Below are 23,601 nucleotides of genomic sequence, written 5' to 3' on the forward strand. Positions count from 1 at the left end.
CTTCACCACATATTAAAATGTGCTTATGCAGCACGTCCATTTTTTAAATTTTCTAACAATCGCGATTATGGAATGCAATGTCCAACAAACGCCAGTTGGGACAGTGCCATGCCTGAAAACATCTCTCCGATTGTGACCGATCACATCCCCGAGCCGCTGCGCCCGGTGATGGCGGCGATCTGCGCCGTGTCGATGGATGTGGCGCGGATCATTGCGCGCGGGCCGCTTGGCGCTGCGCTGGGCGCGCAGGTGGGGGCGGCGAATGCCGATGGCGATGATCAGAAGGCGCTCGACGTGATTGCCGATGAGATGTTCGCCAAGGCGCTTGCCGCGACCTCGACGCGGTTCTGGGCCTCGGAAGAGCGCGACGAAGTGATCGAGCTCAACCCGAAAGGAAAATATGTCGTTGCGATGGACCCGCTTGATGGGTCGTCGAATATTGACGTCAATGTCTCTATCGGGTCGATCTTTTCGATCTATGAGGCCAAGGAGACGGGCGAGGCGAGTGTCTTGCGACCGGCCTCGGAACAGCTTGCGGGCGGCTACGTGATCTACGGGCCGCAGACGGGGCTTGTCGTGACCTTTGGCGATGGCACGCAGCACTACATCCTTGATCCCGAAACGGGACAGTTCGAACTTGCCGAGGCGCGGATGGTGATACCGGCACAGAGCAGCGAGTTTGCCATCAACGCTTCGAACTATCGCCATTGGACCAAGCCGGTGCGCGCCTTCATCGACGATTGCATCGCGGGCGATTCAGGGCCGCGCGGGCGCAATTTCAACATGCGTTGGGTCGCGTCGCTTGTCGCGGAAACCCATCGGATCATCACGCGGGGGGGCGTGTTCCTTTATCCGTCGGACGAGCGTGAAGGCTATGAGCAGGGGCGGCTGCGGATGCTCTATGAATGTGCGCCGATTGCCTTTGTCGTCGAACAGGCGGGCGGGCGGGCCACGGATGGCTGTGACCCGATCATGGGCAAGGGCGCGAGCCGCCTGCATCAGCGCACGCCCTTCGTATTTGGTTCGTCCGAGAAGGTCGCCCGCGTCGCGACCTATCACGATCTTCCCGACCACGAGGTCTCGGCGCTGTTCGGCAGCCGTGGTCTGTTCCGCAACTGACGCGCGCAAAGGACTCTGACATCATGAGCAAGAAACACCCTATCATCTCTGTCACGGGCTCTTCCGGCGCGGGCACGTCGACGGTCAAATCCACCTTTGACCAGATTTTCCGCCGCGAGGGGATCAGCGCGGTGAGCATCGAGGGCGACGCGTTTCACCGCTATGACCGCGCGGCGATGAAGACCGAGTTGGAAAAGCGCAAGGCGGCGGGCGACGAGACGTTTAGCCATTTCTCATATGATGCCAACGAGTTGGGCGAACTGGAGCGGGTGTTTCGCGACTATGGCGAGACCGGCAAGGGGCGCACACGGCACTATGTGCATGACGATATGGAGGCCGAACGCTATGGCGTGGCGCCGGGGCTTTTCACCGATTGGTCCGAGTTCGAGGAGGGATCGGACCTATTGTTCTACGAGGGGCTGCATGGGGCGGTCGTCAATGACGATGTGAACCTTGCCAAGTTTGCCGATCTCAAGATCGGGGTGGTGCCGGTCATCAACCTCGAATGGATCCAGAAGATCCACCGGGACAAGGCGCAGCGGGGCTATACGACGGAGGCGGTCACGGACACGATCCTGCGCCGGATGCATGCCTATGTGCATTGCATCTGTCCGCAATTTATCGAAACGGACGTGAACTTTCAGCGTGTGCCGGTGGTCGATACCTCGAACCCGTTCTGTGCGCGTTGGATTCCGACTGCGGATGAAAGCATCGTGGTGATCCGGTTCAAGAACCCGCGCGGCATCGACTTCCCCTATCTCACCTCGATGATCGAGGGGAGCTGGATGAGCCGGGCGAATTCCATCGTCATTCCGGGGGGCAAGATGGACCTCGCGATGCAGCTTATTTTCACGCCGATGGTTCACCGTCTGGTGAGCGAGAGCAAGCGCGCCTGAGGCGTGCGCGAGAGGGAGGAGAGACCATGAACCAGCAGGCCAAAATTTCGACCGATATGGAAACCCGGATGGCCAATGCCATTCGTGCGCTCAGCATGGACGCGGTGCAGGCGGCAAATTCGGGCCACCCCGGCGCGCCGATGGGTATGGCGGATGTGGCGACGGTGTTGTTCAACCGTTTCATGACTGTGGATCCGAGCGCCGACACGTGGCCGGACCGGGATCGCTTTGTGATGAGCGCGGGGCATGGCTCGATGCTGGTCTACGCGATCAACAACCTCTTGGGCTATGACGATATGGGCATGGACCAGATCCGCGCCTTTCGCCAATGGGGATCGCGCACGGCGGGGCATCCGGAATATGGCCATGCCAAGGGGATCGAGACGACAACCGGCCCGTTGGGCCAAGGGATCACCACGGCGGTCGGCATGGCGCTTGCCGAGCGGATGATGCAGGCCCGGTTCGGGGATGAGCTGGTCGATCACTACACTTATGTGATCGCGGGGGATGGCTGTCTCATGGAGGGGATCAGCCACGAGGCGATTGATTTCGCGGGCCATATGGGGCTTGGGCGGCTGGTTGTCCTGTGGGACGACAATGACATCACCATTGACGGCAGTGTGAGCCTTTCCTCCTCGACCGATCAGAAAGCCCGGTTTGCCGCGAGCGGCTGGCATGTGCAGGCGGTGGACGGGCATGACCGCGAGGCGGTGGCCGAGGCGATTGCGGCGGCCAAGGCGGATGCGCGCCCGTCGCTCATCGCCTGCAAGACGATCATCGGTTTCGGGGCGCCGACCAAACAGGGCACCAGCGCGACGCATGGCGCGCCGCTTGGGGCAGAGGAGATCGCGGCGGCGCGGGAGGTTTTGGGCTGGCCGCATGATCCGTTCGTGATCCCGGCGGAGGTGCGTGAGGCGTGGGAGGTGATTGCCGCGCGCGGCAAGCGGGCGCGTGAGGCTTGGGAGGCACGGCTTCAGGCCTCGACGTCGCGGGCCGCTTTTGAGGAAGCGATGGCGCCTGTGGATGGGGCCAAGCTCGGCACGGCGATCAATGCCTATAAGGCCAAGCTCTCGGCGGACGCGCCCAAGGTGGCGACCCGCAAGGCGAGCGAGATGGCGCTTGAGGTGGTGAATGCGACCTTGCCGAACACCGTGGGCGGCTCGGCGGACCTTACCGGGTCGAACAACACCCGCACCGGCGGCATGACCCCGGTCAGCCGCGAGAATTACGGCGGGGAGTATATCCATTACGGTATTCGCGAGCATGGCATGGCGGCAGTGATGAACGGGATCAGCCTGCATGGGGGTCTCAAGCCCTATGGCGGCACGTTCCTGGCCTTTGCGGACTATTGCCGCCCGGCGATCCGCCTCTCGGCACTGATGCAGCAGCCGGTGGTCTATGTGATGACGCATGACTCGATCGGGCTTGGCGAGGATGGGCCGACGCATCAGCCGGTCGAGCATGTGGCGAGCCTGCGGATCATGCCGAACGTAAACGTGTTTCGGCCCGCCGATGCGGTCGAGACGGCGGAGGCTTGGGAAATCGCGATCAGCGACACGTCCACACCTTCGGTCCTTGCGCTGTCGCGCCAAGGCTTGCCGACGGTGCGCACCGAGCATGACGAGGAGAACCGAACCAAGCGTGGGGCCTATGTCCTGCGCGAGGCGGAGGGCACGCGCGACGTGACCCTGATGGCAAGCGGGTCGGAGGTTGAAATTGCGCTCACAGCCGCCGATCTGCTTGCTGCTCAGGGGGTACGGGCGGCCGTGGTTTCGGTGCCTTGCATGGAGCTTTTCGCAGCGCAGGACGCAGGCTATCGCGCCGAGGTTCTTGGCGCTGCGCCACGCGTCGCCGTCGAGGCGGCGGTGCAGAGCACGTGGAACGCACTCATTGGAGAGAATGGCGGTTTCGTGGGCATGACGGGCTTTGGCGCGTCGGCCCCGGCGGAAGACCTCTATCGCAATTTCGGCATCACGGCAGAGGCCGTCGCCGACAAAGCCCGCGCCTTGATGGCCTGAGCTGGGAGAGAACAAGACACATGACGATCAAGATAGGCATCAACGGCATGGGGCGCATCGGGCGATGCACCCTCGGCGCGATCATCGAGAGCGGGCGGGACGATATTCAGGTGGTGAAAATGAACGCCACCGGCCCGATCGAGACCAACGCCCACCTGCTCAAATATGACTCGGTGCATGGCCGGTTTCCTGGCGAGATAACCGTCGACAGCGATACGATGGGTGTCGGGCAGGGTCCGATCAAGGTCTTCTCGACCTATGATCCGACCGAGCTCGATTGGTCGGGGGTCGATGTTGTCCTTGAATGTTCGGGGCAGTTCAATTCGCGCGAGGCCTCGGCGGTGCATCTGGGGCAGGGGGCAAAGCGTGTGCTTGTCTCTGCGCCTGCGAAGAATGCCGATCTGACAGCGGTTTACGGTGTGAATCATGAGAAGATGGAGACCGGGCACGCGGTTGTCTCGAACGGATCCTGCACGACGAATTGCCTCGCGCCGATTGCCAAGGTGCTCAACGATGCGGTGGGGATCGAGAACGGGATCATGACGACGGTGCATTCCTATACCGGGGATCAGCCGACGCTCGACCGGCGTCACAAAGACCTCTACCGCGCGCGGGCCGCAGCGATGAGCCTCATCCCGACCTCAACCGGGGCGGCGGCGGCGATTGGCGAGGTGCTGCCGGAGCTGAACGGGAAGCTCGACGGGTCAGCCATACGCGTGCCGACGCCGAATGTCTCGGCTGTGGATCTGACGTTTCAGGCAGGCAAGGATGTCACCGAGGCCGATATCAACGCGATCATCGCAGAGGCGGCGGCGGGCCGGATGCAGGGCGTCCTGTCCTATGAGACCGAGCCGAAAGTGTCGGTCGACTATAACCACAACACCCATTCGTCGAATTTTGCCAGTGACCAGACGAAAGTCATGGGCGGACGGCTTGTGCGTGTCCTTGCTTGGTATGATAACGAGTGGGGGTTCTCGTGCCGGATGGCCGACAACGCCGCTTACATGGGCCAGCTTTAAGGAGACCGCCGACATGGCTTTGATTACGCTTCGCCAACTTCTCGATCACGCCGCCGAAGAGGGCTATGGCGTGCCCGCGTTCAACATCAACAATATGGAACAGGGCCTTGCTATCATGAAGGCGGCCGAGAAGGTCGATGCGCCGGTGATCCTTCAGGCGAGCCGCGGGGCGCGCTCTTATGCGGGCGATATCATGCTGCGCCACATGGTGCAGGCGCTGGCCGAGATGTTCCCGCAAATCCCGGTCTGTATGCATCAGGACCACGGCAACAACGAGGCGACCTGCATGACAGCGATTCGCCACGGGTTCACCAGCGTGATGATGGATGGCAGCCTCGAGGCGGATATGAAGACGCCCGCGTCTTATGAATACAACCTCGACATCACCAAGCGCGTCACCGACATGGCGCATTGGGTCGGCGCGTCGGTCGAGGGTGAGCTTGGTGTTCTTGGCTCGCTCGAGACTGGCGAGGCGGCGGAAGAGGACGGCTCCGGCGCGTCCGGCAAGCTTAGCCAAGAGCAGCTTTTGACCGACCCGGATCAAGCGGTGGATTTCGTCACCAAGACACAGTGTGACGCGCTCGCCATTGCCTGTGGCACGAGCCACGGCGCCTATAAGTTCACCCGTAAGCCCGATGGCGATATCCTGTCGATGAAGACCATCGCGGCGATCCATGAAAAGCTGCCCTCGGTGCATCTTGTTATGCATGGCTCGTCCTCGGTGCCGCAGGAGTTGCAGGACCTCATCAACGCCTATGGCGGCGAGATGCCCCAGACCTATGGTGTGCCGGTCGAAGAGATCGAGAAGGGCATCAAGATGGGTGTGCGCAAGGTCAACATCGACACCGATTGCCGCATGGCGATGACCGGGCAGTTCCGCAAGGTGGCGACGGAAACGCCGACGCAGTTCGACCCGCGCAAGTTTCTCACCGCTGCGATGAATGAGATGGAAGACCTCTGCCGCGACCGGTTTGAACGCTTTGGCACGGCGGGCAACGCCTCGAAGATCACCGTGATCGACATGGACGACATGGCAGCGCGCTATGCCGACGGGGCGCTGGTACAGAAGTCCGCATGAGTTTCTGAGGGGCGGAGGCGTGTCCTCCCCTCAGATGCCCGGCGGGGCGGTCCTCCACTGCCCCGCCGTTTTTGGAAATATATCAGGGGGCTGACCCATGACCTTCAACCGCAACATCAAGATCGCGCCGTCGATCCTTTCTGCTGATTTCGCCAATTTCGGGGCGGAGATTCGGGCGATTGAGGATCAGGGGGCGGATTGGGTGCATGTGGACGTGATGGACGGCCATTTCGTGCCCAACCTGACCTTTGGCCCGCCGGCTGTGAAGGCGTTTCGCCCGCACGTGAAGACCTTTATGGACGTGCATCTGATGATCGCGCCGGTGGACCCGTATATTCAGGCCTATGCCGATGCGGGCGCCGATATGATCGTGGCGCATTATGAGGCCGGGCCGCATCCGCATCGCACGTTGCAGGCGATCAAGGCGACGGGGGCGAAGGCGGGGATCAGCCTTAATCCTGGCACGCCAGCTTCGGCGGTCGAGTATCTGCTCGACCTGTGTGATATGGTGCTTGTGATGAGCGTGAACCCCGGCTTTGGCGGGCAGAAATTCATCCAATCAAGCGTCGAGAGAGTGCGTCAGATCCGCGAGATGATCGGCGATCGGCAGATCCATATTCAGGTCGATGGCGGGGTCGATCCAACGACGATTGGCGCTTTGGTCGAGGCGGGCGCGGATTGCTTTGTCGCGGGCTCGGCGGTGTTCAAGGGCGGCACAGTGGACACGCCCGAGGTCTACGGCGCGAACATCCGTGCCTTGCGCGAGGCAGCGGCAAAGGCGGGGTCGGCATGAGCCCATTGCTATTCATATCTGTGAATGTCAGCATGTTCAGCATCTCGAAACAGGATTAAGAGGATGTTCACATGACACTGACGCGGAGGACCCTTCTTCAGGGAGCAGTGGCCGGAACAGCATTGGCAGGGCTTGGCGGGCGTATGGCCTTTGCCTCGGACAGCGCGACACTTGGCGAAAAGACACTCACCACGCTTTCGGACGGGAACCTTGTCCTGCCAGTCGATTTCACCTTCAACGGTGTATCCGAGGCCGACCGTGCGCCGATCTTCAAGCAGTTCGGCTTTGGCGACGGGATGCTTGAGCCGGAGTGCAATGTCACGCTTTTGCAAGACGGGGAGCGGACGATCCTGTTTGACGCGGGTTCTGGCCCCGCCTTCATGCCGAGCGTCGGGAGGCTTCCCGATGCGCTCGACGAGATGGGACTTTCGGTCGACGATATCACCCATGTGGTCTTTACCCATGCGCACCCCGATCACCTTTGGGGCGTGCTTGATGATTTCGACGATCCGCTCTTTACCGAGGCGACCTATATGATGGGCCGCAAAGAATGGGACTATTGGTGGAACCCCGAGACCGTCGACACGATCGAGGAGTCGCGCAAGACCATGGCCGTGGGCGCCAAGCGCCGGATGGAGGCGCTTGAGGACGCGATCACCTTCTTTGACGATGGTGAGGAAATCCTGCCCGGTATCGCAGCCCGCGCCAGCTATGGCCACACGCCGGGGCACATGGCCTTTGAGGTGCGTTCGGGAAGCGAGAGCGTCATGGTGCTTGGCGATTGCATCGGCAACCACCACGCGGCCTTCATGGCACCGGGGCTTGGCCTTGGTTCGGATCAGGACCGCGAGACAGCGGCTCAGACGCGGCTTGGCCTCATGGATCAGCTCGCCGCCGAGCAGACCCGTATCATTGGCTACCACCTGCCCGGCGGCGGCATGGGCCGTGTCGAGCGCAAGGATGGCGCCTATCGCTTTGTGCCGGAAGGCGCATAATCATGGAGTGCTCGCATGGCCACAATCCCTCCTGTCTGTGACTTCGGATGGCGGGCGCCGGATTTCAGGCTCCCGGCCACGGATGGCAAGACCTATGGGTTTGGGGATGTGGCCGGCGAGAACGGCACGCTCATCATGTTCATCTGCAACCACTGTCCTTATGTGATGGCGGTGCTGGACCGGATCCTGCGGGATGCGGAAGACTTGCAAAAGCTTGGCATCGGTGTCGCGGCGATCAGTTCGAATGACGCCGAAGCCTATCCGCAGGACGGGTTTGACGAGATGAAGAAACTCGGCCTGCCGTTTCCCTATCTTTATGATGAAGATCAATCGGTTGCGCGGGCCTTTGATGCGGTCTGCACGCCGGATTTCTTTGGCTTCGACGCGACAGGCGGCTTGCAGTATCGCGGGCGTCTCGATGCGTCGCGCAAGGAGGCCGGGCCGCCTGATTTGCGGCGCGATCTCTATGAGGCGATGAGGCAGGTGGCCGAGACGGGCAAGGGGCCGCAAGACCAGGTGCCCTCGATGGGCTGTTCGATAAAATGGAAGGAAAGCGCATGAAGGCGATCATCTTTGACCTCGACGGGACGCTTATCGATAGCGCGCCGGATATCCATGCTTCGGTGAACAAAATGCTGGCGGCCGAGGGGCAGGACGCTTTGGACCTTTCCACGGTGACGGCGTTCATCGGCAACGGGCTGCCGAAGCTTGTCGAGCGGGTGATAAAGCGGGTCGGGATGGACATGGCGGAGTTTGATCGGATCGTGGCGGATGTGCTGGCGATCTATAACGCCTCTGCCGCCGATCTGACGCGGCCCTATCCGCATATGGCGGAGGTGCTGGCGGGCTTGAAAGAGGCCGGGTATCGGCTTGGCGTCTGCACCAACAAGCCGCATGAGCCAGCGGTGATTATCCTTCAAGATCTTGGGCTTGAGGGGTATTTCGACGTGGTGATCGGGGGCGACAGCACGGAGGCGAGAAAGCCCGATCCCAAGCCCCTACAAGCGGCGATGGCGGCGCTTGGCGGCGATGTGCTTTATGTCGGCGATAGCGAGATTGATGCCGAGACGGCGGAGCGCGCGGGCGTGCCGTTTGCGCTCTTTACCGAAGGGTATCGCAAGGTGGGCATCGACGAGATGACCCATGCCTATGCCTTCGATGATTTCCGGCAGTTGACCGAGATCACGGGGGCGGTTTTCGCGTGACGCTCAAGGCGTTGATTTTCGACGTGGACGGGACGCTGGCGGAGACGGAAGAGGCGCATCGCGCGGCGTTTAACCGGGTGTTTTCCGAGGAGGGCTTGGGCTGGCATTGGTCGGTTGAGGACTATCGCGCGCTGTTGAAAACCACCGGCGGGAAAGAGCGGATGCGGGCCTTTTGCGGGATGCCCGAGGCTGGGGATGTGACGCTTTCCGATGCGGAGATCGCGCGGATTCATCGTGTGAAAACAGGCTATTACGTGGATATTCTGGCGCAGGGGGACTTGCCCTTGCGGGATGGCGTGCGGGAGGTGATCTCGGCGGCGCGGGCGAAGGGGCTGCGCGTGGCTGTGGCGACGACGACCTCGCGGGAGAATGTCGAGGCGCTGTGCCAATGTTGCTGGGGCGCGTCGGGGGCGGCGGTGTTCGACGTGATTGCCGCAGGCGACGAGGTGCAGGCGAAGAAACCGGCGGGGGATGTCTATGAATTGGCGCTCGCGCGGTTGGGGCTTCGGGGGGAGGACTGTGTCGCGTTGGAGGATAGCGGCAATGGGGTTTTGTCGGCTTGTGCGGTGGGAATTCCGGTTGTCGTGACGCCGTCGGTTTATACGGAAGCGGATGATTTCAGCGGTGCGGAGGCGGTGGTGCCGTCGCTCCGGGGGGACGATTTGGCGGCGACGCGATTGGCGGGTTTGGTTGGATAAAACGCGGGTCTGTATCGCGTCGGTATGACGTCGGTATTGCGGTGGTGGGTTGGAAACCCGGCCTACGGGGTGGTTAGGTCATCGCCCTTGCCACAAGATGCGGGATGCCTGCATCCCGCACGCGCCCGACCCGCCCCCATGGGCGGGCGCGTTCCGCACCCACCCTCGGGTCGGGCGCGGGGTTTGTGGGAGAGATGGTTTGTAGGGTGGGGTTTCCCCAATCTCCTTCTTTGGCGTTCTAGAGATGGGTATTGTGAAGCCCACCCTGCAAACGGCTCATCTGCAACAGCTTTAGCTATTGGATGGAGATTGAAGCCCTAGAAATTAGGCTAGGTGGAATTCCTTCCCGCTTGTTGGACATCCTCAATGAGTAACCGTTCTCAATGTAATTAATGACGTCATCGATTTTCTGAAGCCGTACATAGTCTTTCTTAAAACGTGTCTTGGATACGACATAGGCACCATCTCTATGCCTATGAGGAAAAAGGGATTTGCCAAGATTTTTGCCTCTGGATACGGTAGCGTGAATTTGCATGTGGCCTGTCCAATCTCGAATGTCGTTCTCAAGCGAATCTAAAGTATTTCAATGAGAATTTCTTGAGAATTCGAGAGAATTCGAACGAACAGGTTCAATGCAGATCACTCAAACATCCAACTCCTCCACAAACCGCGCGTTTTCCTGAATATACTGGAAGCGCAGTTCTGGCTTTTTGCCCATGAGACGCTCTACAAGATCGCCGGTTTCGCCGGGTTCGTCCTCGTCGATGGTGACGCGGATGAGTTTGCGTGAGGCGGGGTCCATGGTGGTTTCTTTCAAATCCTTGGCGTCCATTTCGCCCAAGCCTTTGAAGCGGCTCACGTCCATTTTGCCTTTGCCGCCGAGACCCTTCGCAAGCACGGCGTCTTTTTCGGCCTCATCAAGGCAATAGACACGGCGCGCGCCTTGGGTGACGCGGAAGAGGGGCGGGCAGGCGAGGTAGAGGTGGCCTGCGTCGATCATCGGGCGCATCTGGGTGAAGAAGAAAGTCATCAGCAGCGAGGCGATATGGGCGCCGTCCACGTCGGCGTCGGTCATGATGATGACCTTGTCATAGCGCAGGTCGTCGACGTTGAATTTCGATCCCAGCCCGACGCCGAGCGCCTGGGTCAGGTCGTTGATTTCCTGGTTGGAGCCGAGTTTTGAGGACGCGGCGCCAAGGACGTTGAGAATCTTGCCGCGCAGGGGCAGGAGGGCCTGGGTCTTGCGGTCGCGGCCCATCTTGGCCGAGCCGCCCGCCGAGTCGCCCTCGACGATGAAAAGCTCGGTGCCTTCGCGGTTGGTCGCGGTGCAGTCCACGAGCTTACCCGGCAGGCGCAGGCGCTTGGTCGCGGATTTGCGCTGGGTCTCTTTTTCCTGACGGCGGCGCAGGCGTTCCTCGGCACGCAGGATGAGGAAATCGAGGATGGCGCCTGCGGATTTGGTATCGGCGGCGAGCCAGTTGTCGAAATGGTCGCGCACGGCGTTTTCAACAAGGCGTTGGGCCTCGACGGTGGCGAGGCGGTCCTTGGTCTGGCCGACGAATTCCGGCTCGCGGATGAAGCAGGAGACGAGGGCGCAGCCCCCCGTTATGAGGTCTTCGCGGGTGATCTCCTTGGCCTTGCGGTTGTTGACCAACTCGCCATAGGCCTTGATCCCCTTGAGGATCGCCGCCCAGAAGCCCGCGACATGGGTGCCGCCTTCGGGAGTGGGGACGGTGTTACAGTAGGACTGGATGAAACCGTCGCGCGAGGGGGTCCAGTTGATCGCCCATTCGACCTTGCCTGCGGTGCCGAAGCGTTCCTGAAAATCGACGGTGCCGGCGAAGGGCTGGTCGGCATAGGTCGAGGAGCCGTTCATCGTCTCCTTGAGGTAGTCCGAGAGGCCGCCGGGGAAGTGGAAGGTGGCCTCGGTGGGCGTTTCCTTGTCGTCGATGGCGGATTTCCAGCGGATCTCGACACCGGAGAAGAGATAGGCCTTGGAGCGGATGGATTTGAATAGGCGCGCGGGCTTGAAACGGTGCGAGCCGAAGATATCGGGGTCGGCGTGGAAAGTGACGGTCGTGCCGCGCCGGTTGGGGGCGGCGCCGACTTTTTCCACCGGGCCTTGCGGCAGGCCACGCGAGAAGCGTTGCTCGTAAAGCTCTTTGTTGCGGGCGACCTGAACGATCATGGAATCGGAAAGCGCGTTGACCACGGAGGCGCCGACACCGTGGAGGCCGCCCGAGGTCTGATACGCCTTGCCGGAGAATTTCCCGCCCGCGTGAAGGGTGCACAGGATCACCTCGAGCGCGGATTTGTCCGGGAACTTGGGGTGCGGATCGACAGGGATACCGCGGCCGTTGTCGCGGATGGTGATCGAGTAGTCCTCGTGCAGTTCGACCTCGATCCGGTTGGCATGGCCTGCAACGGCCTCGTCCATCGAGTTGTCGAGGACTTCGGCGACCATATGGTGCAGCGCGCGCTCATCGGTGCCGCCGATATACATGCCGGGGCGTTTGCGCACCGGTTCAAGCCCCTCGAGAACTTCGATGGAGGAGGCGTCATAGGTTTGCGATTGGGTCTCGGTCAGGAGATCGTTTGCCATGCGGGTGCGCTGCTCTTCTTGGTGTTGATTGGCACGCATTATGGCAGGGGAGCGGGGCAGGGGAAAGAGCGGTTTCGCGCTGTGCGATCCCCGCAGATTAGGTCATTGGGCGGTGGGAAGGTCTTTGTTCCGCTGCGGCATTTGGGGGTGATGTAGGGGAAGAGTGCAGGCAAGGAGTGTTGCCAATTCTTTTTGCTACCTCTAGAAGAAACTCTTTAAGCGACTTCAATCATTTGGGTGGTTATCCTTACTATGCTCGGACCAGTTATTCAGGGAATTTCAGTGCTTGCACTGTTGGTATCATTGGTGCCGACCTTTTGGCATGGCTACAAATGGAAGCAGAGACATCCAGAGAAGCTTGGCTTTAATTGGGGATACTTCATCGCCTATAGCACGGCATTTTTTTATGTCTTTCCGTTGGGCGGATTGCTTGCGGCTGTTGTTGGGAGCCCGAAAGGCGTTGATTTCGAGTTCGCAGCCCCCTAGCGGTGCTTCTGGTTGTGATAGTGGTGGCATCATTTATGGCCGTGAAGCGCCGTAGATGGGCTTTGATCGTGGTGACGCTGCTTTCGCTGAACCCGCTCTGGATGATTATCAATGTGTTTTACCTGAGAAACCGCTGGGCAGAGTTTCGAGAGGAAGCGGCGGGACGCAGAGCGATTCCTTCGACCTGAAATGCATTGAGAAAGGGTTTTGCCCTGCGTCTGGGTATGCGGAATTGAGCCGCTGACGTCGCAAGCAGATCGAGAGTCAATCGGGGCCGAACTTGGAGATCAGCTCCAGTCGATCACGAGCTCTTCGCGGAAGGCGAAGCGCAGGATGTGGCGGTCGACCACGTCGCGGAAGGTTGCGAGGTCAGCTGTATCCGGGGTCGTGGCCTGCATGGCGAGGTGATCGGGCGCGGCCTGCATGGCGAGTGTGTTGCCATTGGGAAAGGCGATGGTTGCGGCTTCGGGCGTCATGGAGACCTCGGCCTTGTGCGACCAGTGTTTGCCGAGTTGTTGCAGGTAGCGCGAGGCGTGCGCGGTTTGCGCGGTGGCGGTTGCTGTCTGGGTCATGGGGGGTGTCCTATGTTGTGTTGCCCAAGATATCGGCGTTGGCGCGGTTCTGTGCAACGCACAGGAGCGCACCGCCTCTGTGCGCAAAAACAGGCCCGACAAAGGCGCGATTTGTTGACGTGTATCAAGGCCACGTCAAGCAGGATGCAGTAGTCTTCGCACAAGTTCAGAAAAAGGAGACACGAATGACCGCATCCCCTGCGAATGCCCCTGCTGCGATCACGAAAGCCGAAGAGGAGGTCAAGGTTGCATCGGTGAAAAAATCCAGTGCCAACCGCAAGGTACAGCCGACCGCCGAAGAGGTGCGCCGCGCCTTTGAGACGGGCGAGTACCCTTATGACACCAAGCTCTCGCGCCGCGTCTATGAGCGTCAGAAGGCGCAGATTCAGGCCGAGCTTCTCAAGGTGCAGATTTGGGCACAGGAGACCGGGCAGAAATTCGTGCTTCTGTTCGAGGGCCGAGATGCGGCCGGCAAGGGCGGCACGATCAAACGCTTTACCGAGCACCTTAATCCGCGTCAGGCCCGCGTTGTCGCGCTGAACAAGCCGACTTGGGAGGAAAAGGGCCAGTGGTATTTCCAACGCTATATCCAAGAGCTTCCGACAGTGGGCGAAATGGTGTTCTACGACCGCTCTTGGTACAACCGCGCCGGTGTTGAGCGGGTGATGGGCTTTTGCGAGCCGAACGAATATCTCGAATTCATGCGCCAGACACCGGACCTTGAGCAGATGCTCGTGCGCTCGGGTATCCGGCTCTACAAATACTGGTTCTCGGTGACGCAGGATGAACAGCGCGCCCGTTTTGAGAGCCGGGCCACAGACCCGCTCAAACAGTGGAAGCTGTCGCCGATCGATAAGGCGTCTCTCGACAAGTGGGACGACTATACCGAGCCGAAAGAGGCGATGTTCTTCTATACTGACACGGCGGATGCGCCTTGGACGGTGATCAAATCGAACGACAAGAAACGCGCGCGCCTGAACTGCATGCTGCATTTCCTCGATTCGCTCGACTATCCGGGCAAGAACCTCAAGATTGCCCATGCGCCGGACCCGCTCATCGTGTCTTCGGCACACCATGTGATCCACCGCTCCGAGCATATCCTCGGCACGGCGCTGCATCCCGATACACGCAAGGGATAAGGGCCTTCGTAGCACTGTCGCAGGAGGGGCGCGGTGCTGTCTGAACGTCGAATGGTCCTTACTGGACGGCTCTGATCGATGGGCGATCAGGGCCGTCTTCGTCTTTCGAGGCCAAGCCCGCCCGCGTTGGGCCGGTCTCGTCGCAGAGATGCGCCTGTGTCATTTGTGCCGCGGGGGGCTGCTGGATCGCGCATAGCGTGTCTTGCCAATCCCGAAAGCCGCTTCTACTGCTTTTGCCATGACGACGCGAACCCTACCTTCTGCGATGACCCCTCGGGGCCATCTGGCCGCGATTCTCGGCCTTGGCGTGCCCCTGATCGGGGGCCACGTGGCGCAATTTGCCATCCATCTGACAGATACGGTCATGCTGGGCTGGTATTCGGTCGAGGCGCTTGCGGCAGTGGTGCTTGGGTCGAGTTTTTTCTTTGTCCTGTTCATCCTTGAATCGGGCTTTGCCATCGCGGTGATGCCGCTGGTGGCCGAGGCGGCGGCCGAGGATGACGAGACGGCATTGCGCCGTGCGACGCGGATGGGCATGTGGCTCTCGGTGATCGCGGCGCTCCTCACCTTGCCGGTAATGTGGTTCTCCGGGCCGATCCTGCGTGGCCTCGGGCAAGCACCGGCGCTGGCGGCGGATGCGCAGGTGTATCTGCGGATTGCAGGGGTGGGGCTTATTCCGGCGCTTCTCGTGATGGTGCTCAAGTCCTATCTCGCGGCGCTCGAGCGCACGCGGGTGGTGTTCTGGGTCACGGTCGGCGCGGCGGCGTTCAATGCGGTGATCAACTACGCGCTGATCTTCGGCAACTGGGGGGCGCCAGAACTCGGCCTGCGTGGCGCGGCCATTGCCTCGCTCGGTGTGCAGGCGGTGTCGCTCTTGGGGATCGCGCTATATGCGGCGCGCGCCTTGCCTGAGCATGATCTTTTTGCCCGGCTCTGGCGGCCCGACTGGGATGCGTTTGCGCATGTGTTCCGGCTTGGTGTGCCAATCGGGGTCACCAACCTTGCTGAGGTCGGGCTTTTTGCGGCCTCGAGCGTGATGATGGGCTGGCTGGGGACGGTGGCGCTTGCGGCGCATGGGATCGCGCTGCAACTGGCCAGTGTGAGCTTTATGGTGCACTTGGGCCTCTCCAACGCGGCGACGGTGCGTGCGGGCAATGCGCTTGGGCGGCGGGACGCGGATCATCTCGCGCGTGGGGCATGGATCGTCATCGCGCTCTCGATGGGAGTCGCCGTGGCGACGGTGGCGGTTTTCCTGACCGTTCCCGAGGTGCTTTTGGGTCTGTTCCTTGCGCCGGAAGACCCGGACCGCAGCCTGATCATCGCCACCGGGGTGATGCTCTTGATGATGGCGGCGCTGTTCCAGGTGGTGGATGCGGCGCAGGTCATGGCGCTGGGGCTGCTGCGCGGGGTCAAGGATACGCGAGCGCCGATGATCATCGCCACGGTGAGCTATTGGATGGTGGGCGCGCCCTTTGCCTATGTCTTCGGCTTCGTCCTGGGCTGGGAGGGGCCGGGTGTGTGGTTTGGCCTCGTCATGGGGCTGAGCGTGGCGGCGGTCCTGCTGATGCTGCGCTTCTGGCGTGGCAAACTGCCTGCGCTCCGCAGCCATTTCGCGCGCTCCTGATCTTCCCCTTTGTGGAAATACTCCGGGGGTCTGGGGGCAGGGCCCCCAGTTGCAAATGGGGTCTGGGGGCTGCGCCCCCAGCCACGCCCAACACTTTGACGGCGCAGGCTTTGGCCTGCGTTTCAAAAGGGGCGGGAGCCTCCCCCTCAATCCTCTTTCATCAACCGGTCGGCTTTCTTGCGCACAAGCACCGAGCGCAGGTCATGCATCGCCAGAAGAAGCGCATCCGTAACCTCTTCGAGCTGGTCTTCCGAGGCACGGGATTGGGCCCATTGCGTCGTCAGGTTGAGGTGATCCACTGTGCGCAGGATATCGTCGATGTCACGGGCGGCGAGGACGCCCTGGCGTTCGCTCATCCAGTCGCGGATGACCGCGACATCTTCTTCCGACAGCGCGCGATCGCCATGCGGCTTGATCTCGCCGTTGCGGATATTGACCACGGCGATCTGGTCCATCTCGATCCGGCGCTGGCGGTTGTCGCTATCGACGCGGAACACCACGGCGCCGTTCTCGCGGACGCGGAAATAATATTCTGGCAGGTCTGCGCTCATGCCGGGCCTCCGTCTTCCATGATCCGCCACAGGCTGCCGTCGGGATCAATCATGCAGAACATGCCGGGCACGTCGCCCGCTGGGTCGGTGATCCCGGTCAGGCGGGGAATATCGGTCTCCTCTGACCAACATCCTGCCGCGGCCCAGCGGTCCCGGATCGGCGCAATCGCAGGTGTGCGCAGCCCGGCGGAGAACCAGCTTGTCTTCGGGTCGAGATCCGGATGGGGGAAGAACTCCACCAAAAGACCGTCGAAATGCAGGATCATCCAGCCATCCCCCCGGTAGGCGCGTTCAAAGCCGAGCGCGGCGTAGAACGCCTCAGTCGCGTCGAAATCGCGGCTGGGGAGGTTGGCAGTGATCCTGCTTTGTTTCATGACAGCCCCGCGCAGAAGGTCTGGATCCGGGTGCAGGCTTCTTTGAGGTTCTCGTCCGAGGTTGCATAGCTGACGCGGAAGTTCGGCGAGAGCCCGAAGGCCGCGCCAAAGACCACGGCGACGCCGGTTTCTTCGAGCAAGGCAGTGGCGAAGGCCTCGTCACTATCGATCTTGGCGCCGCCCTTGGACGTCTTGCCGATCAGACCGGCGATCGAGGGGTAGACATAGAACGCTCCTTCCGGCACCGGGCAGGTGATGCCGTCGATCTCGGACAGCATGGAAACCACGAGGTCGCGGCGGCGTTTGAAGATCTCGTTATTGGTGGGCAGGAAATCTTGCGTGCCGTTGAGCGCCTCGATGGCGGCCCATTGCGAGACCGAGCAGGGGTTCGAGGTCGATTGCGACTGGATCTTGCGCATGGCGGCAATGAGTTCGACCGGACCAGCGGCATAGCCGATCCGCCAGCCGGTCATCGCATAGGCCTTGGAGACGCCGTTGCATGTCAGGGTGCGGTCATAGAGCGCCGGTTCGATCTCCGCCGGGGTGCAGAACTCGAAATCGTCATAGGCGAGGTGCTCGTACATGTCGTCGGTCATCACCCAGACATGCGGGTGCCGCATCAACACATCTGTCAGCGCCTTCAACTCGTCGCGGCTATAGCCTGCGCCGGTCGGATTGGAAGGCGAGTTAAAGATCAGCCATTTGGTATTGGGGGTGATTGCCGCCTCGAGCTGTTCGGGGGTCAGTTTGAAGCTGTTCTCGAGCGTCGCGGCGGCGATGACAGGGATGCCGCCCGCGAGCAGCACCATGTCCGGATAAGAGACCCAATAGGGCGCCGGGATCACCACCTCATCGCCTTCGTTCAGCGTTGCCATGAGGGCATTGTAGAGGATCTGCTTGCCGCCCGTGCCGACGCTCACCTGCGCCGGGGTATAGGACAGGCCGTTGTCGCGCTCGAGCTTGGCGCAGATCGCCTGTTTCAGCTCGGGGATGCCGTCGACGGGGGTATATTTCGTCTTACCGGCCGCGATGGCGGCGACGGCGGCGTCCTTGATATTCTGCGGCGTATCGAAATCCGGCTCGCCCGCGCCGAGGCCAATCACATCCTTGCCCGCAGCGCGCAATTCGGCGGCCTTGGTCGTCACGGCGATGGTCGGTGACGGTTTCACGCGAGAAAGCGTCTCGGAAAGGAAGGACATGGGAACCTCGTTTGTGTTCAGTACCCCCATGTCTTAGGGTGCGCCCGGGACCCGATCAAGCGGTTAGGCAGAGGAGACCGATAAATGACGGAAGAAACCATCTTGGACCAGACGGACGACAACTGGTTCGGGGAGGACGTGGCAACGTTCGGAGATCGTCTTGCCGCGGCCCGCAACAATGCCTCGATGACGCAAGGCCAACTTGCCCGCCGTCTGGGTGTCAAGCTGACGACCGTGAAAGGCTGGGAGGACGATATTTCCGAGCCGCGCGCCAACAAGCTTCAGATGATGGCCGGCCTTTTGAACGTGTCGGTTGGCTGGCTCCTGATCGGGGAAGGCGAAGGCGTCGATCTCACCCCAGAGGAAGAAGCGGTCCCCGGTCTTGATGCGATCCTCGTCGAGATGCGTGATTTGCGCACTGATCTCAAATTGAAGCTTGACCAGATGGCGCGGCTGGAAAAGAAGCTTCGGTTGAAACTGAAGGATATCGGCTAAGATGACAGAACCCCGCGAGACCCGCCTGAAACGCCTCAAGATGCGCTCTATGCGCCGGGGCATCAAGGAAATGGATATCATCCTCGAGCGCTATGCGGATGATAACCTCGCGGGGATGGATGCAGCGGCTCTCGATCTTTACGAGGATCTGCTGCACGAAAACGATCAAGACCTCTATCAATGGGTGACGGGCCAACAGCCCGCACCCGACCGGTTTCAGGGGCTGATCGGGAATATCTCGCGCGCCATCAGCGGCTAGCGCAGCTTTCACTTTGCATTTTATCTATTCCCGACGCGGTTTAACCGATTGTTGGGCTTTGTCGCGCAATCTCCGACCTCAACACGGACGAGTCGGAGATGCAGATGAGCATTCACACACAGCTTGAGACGCGCCTCGATCAGGGGTTCATGGCCTCCTATCTTGATGCGCTGGCGCTTGTCGAGCGGCTGCATCGGCTCTTGCTCGACGTCATCAAGGACGAATTCGAGCGAGTCGGGGTGCCAGAGATCAACGCGGTTCAGGCGCTTCTTTTGTTCAACATCGGCGACAACGAGGTTACGGCGGGCGAGTTGAAATCGCGCGGCTACTACCAAGGCAGCAATGTCAGCTATAACCTCAAGAAACTCGTCGAGATGGGGTTTATGCACCATCAACGCTGTGAGATTGACCGCCGCTCGGTGCGGGTCCGGCTGACGCAGAAGGGGCGCGAAATCCGCGATGTGGTCGCCGCCCTGTTTGAGCGCCATGCGGATGGCTTGCGCGACAAGGGCGTGCTTGGGGCGGAAGGGATCGAGGAGATCACCTTTGCGCTGCGCCGGGTCGAACGCTATTGGGCCGATCAGATCCGCTATATTTACTAGGCTGTGCACCCCGGACCCCGCGCGTTTTGCACAGTCCTTGGTTAACGAGTGCGGGTGTCTTCCACAGGGGGCAGGAGGCCGAGCGTCGGCGGGCTTAGTTCGCGCTCCAACTTGCGCTTCATGGCGCGTTCGAAATCGGCATAGCCTGTGGCGATCTCGAGAAAGGCGCCGGGGCCGTGCAGGACTTCGTTCTTGTAATAGGGGATGAGATCGGTTTCGGCCTCGAACTCGGCAGCATTGATCGCCAGACCGTTGACCACGATGTCACGGAAGGCAAAGGCGTTGTAGGCCTCTTCCGGGCCGAAGCCTTCATTGTTCTTGCCGTCGCCGGAGACATCGATCGTATTGTAAAGACAGCGTGGCGCGGATTGGAACATCGTCGCGCCATAGCCAAGCGCATAGCCAAGCGCGGTTGGGAATTTCGTGGTGCTGCGCTCGGAGGACGCCAGTGTCGCCGCCGCCTCATAAAGCGCGGCAGGGCTCTCAATCAGGGTCCAGTTGAGGAGGATCTTCTGATTGTAGCGCCCGCTCCATTCATAGACCGCCAGCGCCACATGCTGCGGCGCGATGAAGAAGGCGCGTTCCACATCTGGCGACAAGAGCGCGCGGGCAAGGCCGCGCCGTTGCAGCGCGTCCTCTGTTGCATTGACCGAACTGGACACATCGAGCGCCAGCAGCAGCGCCAAACGACACTCGACCGCACGCGCAGGCCCGGCCGCAAGAAGCGCAAGCCCGGCAGCGGCATATCCCAGCCGCCGCACAGTGCGGAAAGCGCGACCGCGCATCGCGATCACCAGTGGCCCGTGTTTTCCATGCTGAGCCAGGGCTCGGCGGCAGGCAGGGCCTCGCCCTCTTGCAGAAGTTCGATCGAGATATTGTCGGGCGAGCGCACGAAGGCCATGCGCCCATCACGCGGCGGGCGATTAATGGTGACGCCGTTGTCCATCAGGTGCTGACACATCTCGTAGATATTGCCGACCTCATAAGCGAGATGGCCGAAATGACGCGAATCCGAAGGCAGCTCGTCATCGCCGTCCCAGTTATAGGTGAGTTCGACCGGGCAGTCTTCCTGCCCCTCTGGCGCCATGAAGATCAGCGAAAAGCGGCCCGCCTCGCTATCGTAGCGGCGCGTTTCCTTGAGGCCGAGCAGGGCATAGAAGGCCATCGAGGCCTCGAGGTCTTTCACGCGGACCATGGTGTGCAGGTATTTCAGATGCATGTGCGGTTTCCCTTGTCGTCGCTCTTGTTCGTCGTTGCCCCGATGAAAGCAAACCCGCGCCGCCATGGCCAGTGTAATCCGCCTTCCAACGCGATCACGAAGTCTTTATGAGGGAAGGGAGGGATTTTGGATCAGGGAGACCGCCCGTGCAGCAATATCACGACGCGCTGAGGACGATTCTGGATCACGGGGTGGAGTCCTCGGACCGCACCGGCACCGGCACGCTTTCGTATTTTGGGATGCAGGCGCGCTATCCGCTGGCGGATGGGTTTCCGTTGGTGACGACGAAGAAACTGCACCTGCGCTCGATCATCCATGAACTGCTGTGGTTCCTCGCGGGCGATACCAACATCGGCTATCTCAAGGACAATGGCGTCTCGATTTGGGATGAATGGGCCGATGAGAACGGCGACCTTGGCCCCGTTTACGGCCATCAATGGCGCCATTGGCCGGGGCATTTGGGTGAGATCGACCAGGTGGCCGATCTTGTCGAGGCGATCAAGACGACGCCGGATAGCCGCCGTCTCATCGTGTCGGCGTGGAACCCGGCGGATGTGCCGGATATGGCGCTGCCGCCGTGTCACACGCTCTGGCAAGTGCGGATCGCGGGCAACAAGCTGCATCTGCAGCTATATCAGCGGTCGGCGGACATGTTCCTTGGCGTGCCGTTCAACATCGCCTCTTATGCGTTGCTGCAGGTGATGTTGGCGCATGTGACGGGCTATGAACCGGGCGATTTCATCCACACGATCGGCGACGCGCATATCTATTCCAACCATATGGAACAGGTTCAAACACAGCTTGCGCGCCGCCCGAAACCCCTGCCGCAGTTGCGGATCACGCGGGATGTGCCATCGCTTTTTGATTTCAAATACGAGGATTTCGAAATCCTCAACTATGATCCGGACCCGGCGATTTCGGCTCCGGTTGCGGTGTAACTCTATGATTTCATTGATGGTTGGTCGGGGTCGTAACGGCGCGATCGGCAAGGACAACGATATCCCGTGGCACGTGCCGGAAGACCTCAAGGCGTTTCAGCGCGAAACCCTCGGCGGTGCGATCATCATGGGCCGCAACACTTGGGATAGCCTGCCCGTGAAGCCGCTCAAGAACCGGATGAACATCGTCGTGACACGGCAGCCGAGGCTCACGGAGCATCAGGCGGGCTCGGTCGAGGAGGCGATCGCAATCGCCTATGCGGCGGGGTATCGGCGGGTCTATGGCATTGGTGGCGCGGGGATCTATCGTGCGATGATGCCGCTGGCCGAACGTCTATTGGTGACGGAAGTGGATCTTGCCATCGAGGATGCGGATACGTTCTTCCCGGACTTTTCGGAAGAAGATTGGCGGCGGATTGGGACGTATGATCTGCGGGCGCAAGACCCGACTTGTGTCCTGCATGAGTACCTGCGGCGCTAAGCCCGTGAGGGCGCTCCGGAAAACACCTTGTTTCCATTAGGGAAATTGACAGCGCGGCCAGCGCGCCCGTAGGATCGCGGCATTCAACATGCATATTCTCTTCGATGGGAAGGATTCCCGATGACGACGGTTCTCAAGACGATTTCCAAGCTGTCTGCGGCGCTCGTGTTAATGGCGGCGCCGGCCATGGCCCAGACATGGAGCAGCAACGCGCCGCAGATTGGCCAAGTGAACAAGCCAGAAGGCCTGATGATCCACCCCTATCCGGCCTCGGGCAACTACTGTCCGAGCGGGCTTCAGCCGATCACGATGGGGGGTGTGATCTGTTGCGGCACGCCGAACACGGGCGAAACCTATTATAACCGCGCCTCGTATCGCCGCAGCTATGGCGGCTACGATTGCCCGGCTGGTGTCAAAGGGTGTGATTGAGGCAAATCTCGCCGAAAGAGCGGGGCGCTGATCCGGCGCCCCGGCCCACAGCGGGCGTCAAAGCGCCTTGAGATCGCCTGCCATCTGTCGTCCGTCGCGGCCTTCAATCAGTTCGAATGAAATCTTCTGATTGTCCGCAAGTCCGGTCATACCCGAACGTTCCACGGCGGAGATATGGACAAAAATGTCCTTGCCGCCATCTTCCGGCTCAATAAAGCCGTATCCCTTGGTGGTGTTGAACCATTTAACGGTGCCGACCGGCATACCGTGTCTCCTTCTATTGCCTTGCTTGCCGCCGGAGTTCCGGCCCGACGACCGCATTCAGCCGCGCACCCCGGGCCATGGCGCCGCGAGACGAACGGAAATGCTACACCGAGGATTGCACGGCGATTGTAAAAAGCAAGCAAAACGACTTGAAAAACAGGCGTCTTGGCGTCAGGTCTTGGCGCAAAAGAGGGGTAATCCATGCGACTCTATGGTCTTAAGACATGCGATACGTGCCGTAAGGCGTTGAAGGTTCTAGGAAATGCAGAGTTCGTGGATGTGCGGGCAGAGGGCGTTCCGGAGGCGCTTCTCAATCGGGCATATGCGGAATTTGGCGGCGCTTTGGTCAATACACGGTCAACGACATGGCGCGGTTTGAGCGCGGCAGAACGCCAAGAAGCACCGATTTCCCTTTTGCAGAAGCATCCGACTCTGATGAAACGACCGCTGATCGAGGTCGATGGGGCGCTCTATCTTGGCTGGGGTAAGGATGTGCAGGCGGCTCTTGGCTAAGGGCGCGGGCGCTCTTATGTAGACGGTCTGACA

General features: G+C 60.9%; 27 protein-coding genes. 19 read left to right on the forward strand and 8 right to left on the reverse strand.

The genetic code is table 11. From position 1 onward, the window contains the following. Nucleotides 1–108 precede the first annotated feature (108 nt). The 10 genes from R1W01_RS11205 (at nt 109) to R1W01_RS11250 (ending at nt 9,821) form a co-directional block, all read left to right on the forward strand. Complete coding sequence (locus R1W01_RS11205) at nt 109–1,119, forward strand: class 1 fructose-bisphosphatase (RefSeq protein ID WP_297756592.1); 1,011 nt, start codon at nt 109–111, stop codon at nt 1,117–1,119. 23 nt (nt 1,120–1,142) lie between these two features. After that, nucleotides 1,143–2,015, forward strand: a complete 873-nt coding sequence (locus R1W01_RS11210) for a phosphoribulokinase (protein WP_243612118.1) — start codon at nt 1,143–1,145, stop codon at nt 2,013–2,015. A gap of 26 nt (nt 2,016–2,041) precedes the next feature. After that, the gene (gene tkt / locus R1W01_RS11215; protein ID WP_297756591.1) at nt 2,042–4,033 is read left to right on the forward strand and encodes a transketolase; all 1,992 of its coding nucleotides are present in this window, start codon (nt 2,042–2,044) and stop codon (nt 4,031–4,033) included. Nucleotides 4,034–4,053: 20 nt separating this feature from the next. Next, entirely contained in the window at nt 4,054–5,052 is a 999-nt protein-coding gene (gene gap / locus R1W01_RS11220) for a type I glyceraldehyde-3-phosphate dehydrogenase (RefSeq protein WP_297756590.1), read from the forward strand. 13 nt (nt 5,053–5,065) lie between these two features. Continuing rightward, the gene (gene fba, locus R1W01_RS11225; RefSeq protein ID WP_243612115.1) at nt 5,066–6,130 is read left to right on the forward strand and encodes a class II fructose-bisphosphate aldolase; all 1,065 of its coding nucleotides are present in this window, start codon (nt 5,066–5,068) and stop codon (nt 6,128–6,130) included. A gap of 97 nt (nt 6,131–6,227) precedes the next feature. Then, nucleotides 6,228–6,923, forward strand: coding sequence for a ribulose-phosphate 3-epimerase (gene rpe, locus R1W01_RS11230; protein WP_317275232.1), 696 nt, complete (start codon nt 6,228–6,230; stop codon nt 6,921–6,923). A gap of 71 nt (nt 6,924–6,994) precedes the next feature. Beyond that, nucleotides 6,995–7,918, forward strand: coding sequence for an MBL fold metallo-hydrolase (locus tag R1W01_RS11235; protein WP_243612113.1), 924 nt, complete (start codon nt 6,995–6,997; stop codon nt 7,916–7,918). Nucleotides 7,919–7,933: 15 nt separating this feature from the next. Then, nucleotides 7,934–8,479: a thioredoxin family protein gene (locus tag R1W01_RS11240; protein ID WP_297756741.1), complete on the forward strand. Its 546-nt coding sequence runs from the start codon at nt 7,934–7,936 to the stop codon at nt 8,477–8,479. After that, a complete protein-coding gene (gene gph, locus R1W01_RS11245; protein ID WP_297756742.1) occupies nt 8,476–9,123 on the forward strand; it encodes a phosphoglycolate phosphatase in 648 nt (215 codons plus the stop codon). Before R1W01_RS11240 ends, gph begins: the two co-directional genes overlap by 4 nt. Continuing rightward, nucleotides 9,120–9,821: an HAD-IA family hydrolase gene (locus tag R1W01_RS11250; RefSeq protein WP_297756743.1), complete on the forward strand. Its 702-nt coding sequence runs from the start codon at nt 9,120–9,122 to the stop codon at nt 9,819–9,821. The genes gph and R1W01_RS11250 overlap by 4 nt, the downstream gene beginning before the upstream one ends. A gap of 643 nt (nt 9,822–10,464) precedes the next feature. Here the strand turns inward: R1W01_RS11250 and parE are convergent. Together parE and R1W01_RS11260 are read right to left on the reverse strand one after the other, a co-directional pair. Next, the gene (gene parE, locus R1W01_RS11255; protein ID WP_243612108.1) at nt 10,465–12,423 is read right to left on the reverse strand and encodes a DNA topoisomerase IV subunit B; all 1,959 of its coding nucleotides are present in this window, start codon (nt 12,421–12,423) and stop codon (nt 10,465–10,467) included. A gap of 773 nt (nt 12,424–13,196) precedes the next feature. Then, complete coding sequence (locus R1W01_RS11260) at nt 13,197–13,481, reverse strand: DUF2218 domain-containing protein (RefSeq protein ID WP_243612106.1); 285 nt, start codon at nt 13,479–13,481, stop codon at nt 13,197–13,199. Between the two features lie 185 nt (nt 13,482–13,666). Here R1W01_RS11260 and ppk2 point away from each other — a divergent pair, with 185 nt between their 5' ends. Further along, complete coding sequence (ppk2, locus tag R1W01_RS11265) at nt 13,667–14,620, forward strand: polyphosphate kinase 2 (protein ID WP_317275233.1); 954 nt, start codon at nt 13,667–13,669, stop codon at nt 14,618–14,620. A gap of 238 nt (nt 14,621–14,858) precedes the next feature. Then, nucleotides 14,859–16,244: an MATE family efflux transporter gene (locus R1W01_RS11270; protein ID WP_297756746.1), complete on the forward strand. Its 1,386-nt coding sequence runs from the start codon at nt 14,859–14,861 to the stop codon at nt 16,242–16,244. A gap of 146 nt (nt 16,245–16,390) precedes the next feature. Here the strand turns inward: R1W01_RS11270 and R1W01_RS11275 are convergent, their stop codons facing one another. From R1W01_RS11275 to R1W01_RS11285, 3 genes are read right to left on the reverse strand one after another with little or no spacing between them, the layout of a single operon-like run. Next, nucleotides 16,391–16,795 carry a hypothetical protein gene (locus tag R1W01_RS11275; protein ID WP_243612103.1) on the reverse strand — a complete coding sequence of 135 codons (405 nt, stop codon included), beginning with the start codon at nt 16,793–16,795 and terminating at the stop codon, nt 16,391–16,393. Continuing rightward, nucleotides 16,792–17,169 (reverse strand): bleomycin resistance protein, encoded by a 378-nt coding sequence (locus R1W01_RS11280; RefSeq protein WP_297756747.1) that lies wholly within the window; start codon nt 17,167–17,169, stop codon nt 16,792–16,794. Before R1W01_RS11280 ends, R1W01_RS11275 begins: the two co-directional genes overlap by 4 nt. After that, complete coding sequence (locus tag R1W01_RS11285) at nt 17,166–18,368, reverse strand: pyridoxal phosphate-dependent aminotransferase (RefSeq protein ID WP_297756748.1); 1,203 nt, start codon at nt 18,366–18,368, stop codon at nt 17,166–17,168. Before R1W01_RS11285 ends, R1W01_RS11280 begins: the two co-directional genes overlap by 4 nt. Before the next feature lie 84 nt (nt 18,369–18,452). Between R1W01_RS11285 and R1W01_RS11290 the strand changes: the two genes are divergently transcribed. From R1W01_RS11290 to R1W01_RS11300, 3 genes are all read left to right on the forward strand, one after another. Beyond that, a complete protein-coding gene (locus tag R1W01_RS11290) occupies nt 18,453–18,863 on the forward strand; it encodes a multiprotein-bridging factor 1 family protein (RefSeq protein WP_243612100.1) in 411 nt (136 codons plus the stop codon). 1 nt (nt 18,864) lies between these two features. Continuing rightward, nucleotides 18,865–19,122, forward strand: a complete 258-nt coding sequence (locus tag R1W01_RS11295; protein ID WP_243612099.1) for a succinate dehydrogenase assembly factor 2 — start codon at nt 18,865–18,867, stop codon at nt 19,120–19,122. Nucleotides 19,123–19,226: 104 nt separating this feature from the next. Further along, entirely contained in the window at nt 19,227–19,724 is a 498-nt protein-coding gene (locus R1W01_RS11300; RefSeq protein ID WP_243612098.1) for a MarR family winged helix-turn-helix transcriptional regulator, read from the forward strand. A gap of 41 nt (nt 19,725–19,765) precedes the next feature. On the opposite strand, the gene R1W01_RS11305 is transcribed toward R1W01_RS11300, so the two are convergent. Together R1W01_RS11305 and R1W01_RS11310 are read right to left on the reverse strand one after the other, a co-directional pair. Next, entirely contained in the window at nt 19,766–20,509 is a 744-nt protein-coding gene (locus R1W01_RS11305; RefSeq protein ID WP_243612097.1) for a DUF1194 domain-containing protein, read from the reverse strand. A 5-nt stretch (nt 20,510–20,514) separates the two neighbouring features. Then, the gene (locus tag R1W01_RS11310; RefSeq protein WP_297756749.1) at nt 20,515–20,943 is read right to left on the reverse strand and encodes a VOC family protein; all 429 of its coding nucleotides are present in this window, start codon (nt 20,941–20,943) and stop codon (nt 20,515–20,517) included. 146 nt (nt 20,944–21,089) lie between these two features. Here R1W01_RS11310 and R1W01_RS11315 point away from each other — a divergent pair, with 146 nt between their 5' ends. The 3 genes from R1W01_RS11315 (at nt 21,090) to R1W01_RS11325 (ending at nt 22,791) form a co-directional block, all read left to right on the forward strand. Beyond that, nucleotides 21,090–21,881, forward strand: coding sequence for a thymidylate synthase (locus tag R1W01_RS11315; RefSeq protein WP_243612095.1), 792 nt, complete (start codon nt 21,090–21,092; stop codon nt 21,879–21,881). Nucleotides 21,882–21,885: 4 nt separating this feature from the next. Further along, on the forward strand, nt 21,886–22,362 hold the full coding sequence (locus tag R1W01_RS11320; RefSeq protein ID WP_297756750.1) for a dihydrofolate reductase: 477 nt from the start codon (nt 21,886–21,888) through the stop codon (nt 22,360–22,362). A 120-nt stretch (nt 22,363–22,482) separates the two neighbouring features. Further along, nucleotides 22,483–22,791: a hypothetical protein gene (locus tag R1W01_RS11325; RefSeq protein WP_243612093.1), complete on the forward strand. Its 309-nt coding sequence runs from the start codon at nt 22,483–22,485 to the stop codon at nt 22,789–22,791. A gap of 57 nt (nt 22,792–22,848) precedes the next feature. On the opposite strand, the gene R1W01_RS11330 is transcribed toward R1W01_RS11325, so the two are convergent. Next, nucleotides 22,849–23,055: a cold-shock protein gene (locus R1W01_RS11330; protein ID WP_243612092.1), complete on the reverse strand. Its 207-nt coding sequence runs from the start codon at nt 23,053–23,055 to the stop codon at nt 22,849–22,851. Between the two features lie 201 nt (nt 23,056–23,256). Between R1W01_RS11330 and R1W01_RS11335 the strand changes: the two genes are divergently transcribed. Then, nucleotides 23,257–23,568: an ArsC/Spx/MgsR family protein gene (locus R1W01_RS11335; protein ID WP_297756751.1), complete on the forward strand. Its 312-nt coding sequence runs from the start codon at nt 23,257–23,259 to the stop codon at nt 23,566–23,568. Nucleotides 23,569–23,601: the final 33 nt, after the last annotated feature.

Origin of the sequence: Shimia sp. FJ5, assembly GCF_032918335.1 — a bacterium.
Classification (GTDB): domain Bacteria; phylum Pseudomonadota; class Alphaproteobacteria; order Rhodobacterales; family Rhodobacteraceae; genus Shimia; species Shimia aestuarii_A.